This is a genomic window from Myxococcus sp. CA039A (assembly GCF_013336645.1).
GTDB classification, from domain to species: domain Bacteria; phylum Myxococcota; class Myxococcia; order Myxococcales; family Myxococcaceae; genus Myxococcus; species Myxococcus llanfairpwllgwyngyllgogerychwyrndrobwllllantysiliogogogochensis.
The window spans coordinates 1-4379 of the sequence record NZ_JABUMQ010000529.1 but is presented as its reverse complement, the minus strand read 5'-3'; the positions used below and the strand labels follow the sequence as shown (position 1 = coordinate 4379).

General features: G+C 68.6%; 5 protein-coding genes. 3 read left to right on the top strand and 2 right to left on the bottom strand.

Annotated features, from left to right (window positions below; genetic code table 11):
• Positions 1-1176: serine/threonine-protein kinase (locus tag HR086_RS45015; RefSeq protein WP_174468735.1), on the bottom strand; the 1176-nt coding region annotated here is incomplete at its 3' end.
• A 303-nt stretch (positions 1177-1479) separates the two neighbouring features.
• On the opposite strand from HR086_RS45015, the gene HR086_RS45010 reads away from it, so the two are divergent.
• Complete coding sequence (locus HR086_RS45010) at positions 1480-2343, top strand: ABC transporter substrate-binding protein (protein WP_174468734.1); 864 nt, start codon at positions 1480-1482, stop codon at positions 2341-2343.
• 128 nt (positions 2344-2471) lie between these two features.
• The gene (locus HR086_RS45005) at positions 2472-2921 is read left to right on the top strand and encodes an OsmC family protein (RefSeq protein WP_174457609.1); all 450 of its coding nucleotides are present in this window, start codon (positions 2472-2474) and stop codon (positions 2919-2921) included.
• 37 nt (positions 2922-2958) lie between these two features.
• On the opposite strand, the gene HR086_RS45000 is transcribed toward HR086_RS45005, so the two are convergent.
• Positions 2959-3429 carry a helix-turn-helix domain-containing protein gene (locus tag HR086_RS45000; protein WP_174468733.1) on the bottom strand — a complete coding sequence of 157 codons (471 nt, stop codon included), beginning with the start codon at positions 3427-3429 and terminating at the stop codon, positions 2959-2961.
• A gap of 76 nt (positions 3430-3505) precedes the next feature.
• Between HR086_RS45000 and HR086_RS44995 the strand changes: the two genes are divergently transcribed.
• Positions 3506-4379, top strand: an 874-nt coding sequence (locus tag HR086_RS44995) for an MFS transporter (RefSeq protein WP_174468732.1), incomplete at its 3' end; no start/stop codon positions are given.

Sequence of the window (4379 nt, the reverse complement as noted above, 5' to 3'; positions counted from 1 at the left end):
GGCCAGGGGCTTGGGCATCGGCGTGGAGGGGCGCAGCGCGAAGGCCAGCGCGACGGCGCCGCCCAGCAGCAGCGAGCCGCCGAAGATGGCGAGCGGCACCATGCTCTTGCCGGGCTTCGCGGGTGGCTCCTCGACGGCGATGTCCAGCGCCATGGTGCTGGGGCCGGAGCCGGCGCCAGGCGCGCTGATGGGGCCGCTGCGAGGTCCGCTGCCGACGCCCGTCAGGCGGGGGCCGCTGAAGACGCCGCTGACGCCGACGGCGTGCGCGACGCGGCGCATGGCCTCCAGCACCTCGTCCATGGACTGGTAGCGCTCCACGGGGAGCTTGGCCAGGCACTTCATCACCAGGGCCTCGACCTCGGCGGGCACGGCGTGGCCGGGCCAGATGGCGCCGAAGGGCGGCGGCGGCTCGTTGATGTGCTTGACGATGACGTCGATGCTCTGGGCGGCGAGGAAGGGCGGCTGGCCCATCAGCATCTGATAGAGCACCACGCCCATGCTGTACACGTCGCTGCGCGGGTCGGCGATGTTGCGCGCCTGCTCCGGCGCCATGTACTGCGGCGAGCCGAGGATGATGCCCGCCTGCGTGAGCGACGTGTCCTGCTGCGCCTCACTCTCGCCGATGAAGGACTTCACCAGGCCGAAGTCGAGCACCTTGACGATGTCGTGGTCCGTCTCCTGGTTGAGGACCATGACGTTGGCGGGCTTGAGGTCGCGGTGGATGAGGCCGACCTTGTGCGCCTCGCGCAGCGAGCGGGCGATCTGCTGCGTGATGTTGAGCGCGCGCGCCCACGGAATCGGTCCCATCTGCGTGAGCAGCTGGCTGAGCGTGAGCCCATCCAGGTACTCCATCGCGATGTAGTAGATGCCGTCGTCCGTCTTGCCGTAGTCGATGACGGTGACGGTGTTCGGATGGCGCAGCTTCGCGGTGACGCTGGCCTCCAGGAAGAAGCGCTTCTGGAAGCCCGGGTCCTTGCCCTCGTCGTTGTAGTGAGGGTTGAGGACCTTCAGCGCGACCAGTCGGTCCAGCGGCGCCTGCATGGCCTTGTAGACGCGGCCCATGCCACCGGCACCCAGGGTCTCCAGGATGCGGAAGCGCTCATTGAGGACCCGTCCAAGAAGCGGGTCCACCAGCTCGGGTGGGGCGCCATTCGTCGGGGCGTTGCTTTCGATCATGTCTGCCCCCACCGACCGGGAAGGCACACGACGCTCCGGTCGAACATGCGCTGGAATGCTAACACCGCAATCGTCCACTCCCCAAGCGACCTGCCAGGTTGGCGCAGTGCATCAAACGCCGAGAAACCGGCCTGGGCGCGCCAAAGTCCAGCACCGGACATCGTTTGATACGAGGCGTGTGTCAGCTGGGACGGCTGGACTGGCACGGCGAGCGACTGGGAGTGCGAGGGCCGCGAATCCGAGCAGGCGTGGGGGCGTCTCAAGGGAGCGGCCGAGCGAGGTGGAGCGCGTTAGGGTGGCGTCATGAGCGTCCACCTGACCGAGTTGCTTTCTTCCGCGCCGCCCTACCCGAGGCGGGTGGTGTGCATGACGGAGGAGACGACGGAGGTGCTCTACCGGATTGGCGCGGGGGAGCTGGTGGTGGGCGTGTCGGGCTTCACGGTGCGCCCGCCCGAGGCGCGCAAGAAGCCCCGGGTGTCGTCGTTCCTGGACGCGAACTTCGAGCGGATTCTCGAGCTGAAGCCGGATCTGGTGCTGGGGTTCTCCGACCTGCAGGCGGACCTGGGCCGTGAGCTGTGCAAGCGCGGCGTGCCCGTGTACCTGTTCAACCAGCGCTCGCTCGCGGAGATATTGCAGACGGTGCGGGTGACGGGGGCGCTGGTGGGGCGCGCGGAGGCGGCGGAGAAGCTGGCCGCCGAGCTGACGGCGAACCTCACGCGACACGCGGAGGCGGCGCAGAAGCTGCCGCGACGGCCGCGCATCTTCTTCGAGGAGTGGCACGAGCCGCTCATCTCCGGCATCCGCTGGTGCTCGGAGCTGGTGGAGCTGGTGGGCGGCGAGGACATCTGCCGCGAGTCGCGGGCGTCGCAAGGCGCGAAGGGCCGCATCTTCGAGCCGGAAGAGGTGGCGCGGCGCAACCCGGACGGCGTCATCGCGAGCTGGTGTGGACGCAAGGCGAAGCGGGACAAGATTGCCGCGCGGCCGGGCTGGTCCCAGGTGCGCGCGGTGCTGGATGACCAGCTCTACGAGGTGAAGAGCAGCCTCATCCTCCAGCCGGGGCCGGCGGCGCTGTCGGACGGCGTGGAGCGCCTGGCGCGCATCGTCGCGGCCGTGGCCCGGGGCGAGAAGCTGCCCGTGCCAAAGGGCGCGGACCTGCGCGGAGCGTGAGTCGCGGGCTCGGACCTGTCGTGACGAAGCGCTCCCTCGATGGAGGGAGTGACACGCGGAAGGCGCCTTCGCGCCGACGTCGAGCGCCTATGCTGGATGCCACAGGACACGCGACTCGGAGGTGTGACGTGGAAGGGTTTCCGCTGCGGCTCAAGTGGCAGGGTTCAACCGCGGGCGAGTACAGCCGCGATGCGGTGGCTGGCACGGACGGCAAGCCGGACCTGCTCGTGAGCTCGGGTACGAATTACGGAGGCAATGACGCGCGCTGGAATCCGGAGGACCTGTTGGGCGCGTCGGTGGCGCAGTGCCACCTGCTCACGTTCCTCGCGCTGGCGAAGAAGCTGCGGCTGGACGTGCGCTCCTACGAGGACCAGGTGACGGTGTTCCTGGACACGGTGGAGAAGGTGAAGCGCGTGAACAAGGTGCGGCTCGCGCCGCTCATCCGCGTGGCGCCCGGCACGGACGTGGAGAAGGTGCGTGAGATGTTCGTGAAGGCGCACAAGTACTGCTTCATCGGGCAGAGCATCACCGCCGAGGTGGTGATGGAGCCGACCATCGAAGTGCAGTCGGAGGGGTAGGGCGTGTCGCGGGCCGTGGCTCCGCGAGGGCCACGGCTCACCGCTTCGCGCGAGGCTTCTTCTCCGCGACCTTCTTCACGACGGTATCGGTCGACGTCACGGGGCGGCCACTCTCCGAGCGCACTTCCAAGGCGCGCACCGGTTGCCCCTGCTCCGTGTCCACCAGGACGGAGTGGGCCTCGTCCGGCTGGAAGCAGTGGTGTTCACCCCACTGCCTCAGTCCGACGAGCACCTGGAACAGGTCCCGCCCCTTCCTCGTCAGGACGTACTCGTGGAACGCGCTGCCGTCCGAGGCGGGAACGACCTCCAGGATGCCGTGCGTGACGAGGTGGCGCAGCCGGGTGGAGAGGATGTTCTTCGCCATGCCCAGGCTCTTCTGGAACTCGCCGAACCGGCGCACGCCGTCGAACGCGTCGCGGATGACCAGCAGCGACCACTCGTCGCCGATGATGTCCACGGACCGCTCGACAGGGCACTCCGCCCGACTGGGAGGCTTCTTCTTCGCCATGTCGGGTTGAAATATCAAAACCCCGTCGCTAATTCCGGGTGGTTTCATTTCGAAACCATGTTGCGGCGGGTGGTTCATGCGGAGTGGGGCGGAGGCGCGGAGCGCCGAGGGTGGAGACGTGCGCCCGGTGGAGGAGGTGGCCGCTCGGTCGGAGGGTGACGCCGCGCCCCCGCTGTCGCGTGCCGTGATGGCGTTGTTCGCGGTGGCTTGTGGGTTGGCGGTCGCCAACGTCTATTTCGCCCAGCCGTTGTTGGATTCGATGGCGCGGGACCTGGGGTTGCGTCCGGCCCTGGTGGGCATCGTGGTGACTGTCACGCAGGTGGGGTACGGCCTGGGGTTGTTGCTGGTGGTGCCGCTGGGAGACCTGGTGGAGCGTCGCCGGCTCGTCGCGGTGCAGATGTTCTTGTCCGTGTTGGCGCTCGTCGTCGTGGGACTCGCGCCCACGGGGGCGGTGTTGCTCACGGGGCTGGCGGTGGTGGGACTGTTCGCGGTCGTCATCCAGGTGCTGGTGGCCTTCGCCGCGACGCTGGCCGCACCCGCCGAGCGAGGCCGCGTCGTCGGGCTGGTGACGAGCGGTGTGGTGATTGGCATCCTCATGGCGCGCACCGTGGCGGGGTTCCTGTCGGACCTCGCGGGCTGGCGTTCGGTCTATCTGGTCTCGGCGGGGGCCACGCTGTTGCTCGTCGTCGCGCTGGTCCGTGTCCTGCCTCGCGAGCGCGTGAGCACACACCTGTCCTATTCGGCGCTGCTGCGCTCGGTGTTCACGTTGTTCGTGGAGGAGCCCGTCTTGCGTGTGCGGGCGGTGCTCGCGCTGTTGATGTTCGCCTCGTTCAGCACCTTGTGGACGCCGATGGTGTTGCTGCTCGGAGCGCCTCCGTTCTCGCTCTCGCATTCGCAGGTCGGCCTGTTCGGCCTCGTGGGCGTGGCGGGCGCGCTGGGGGCGTCACGGG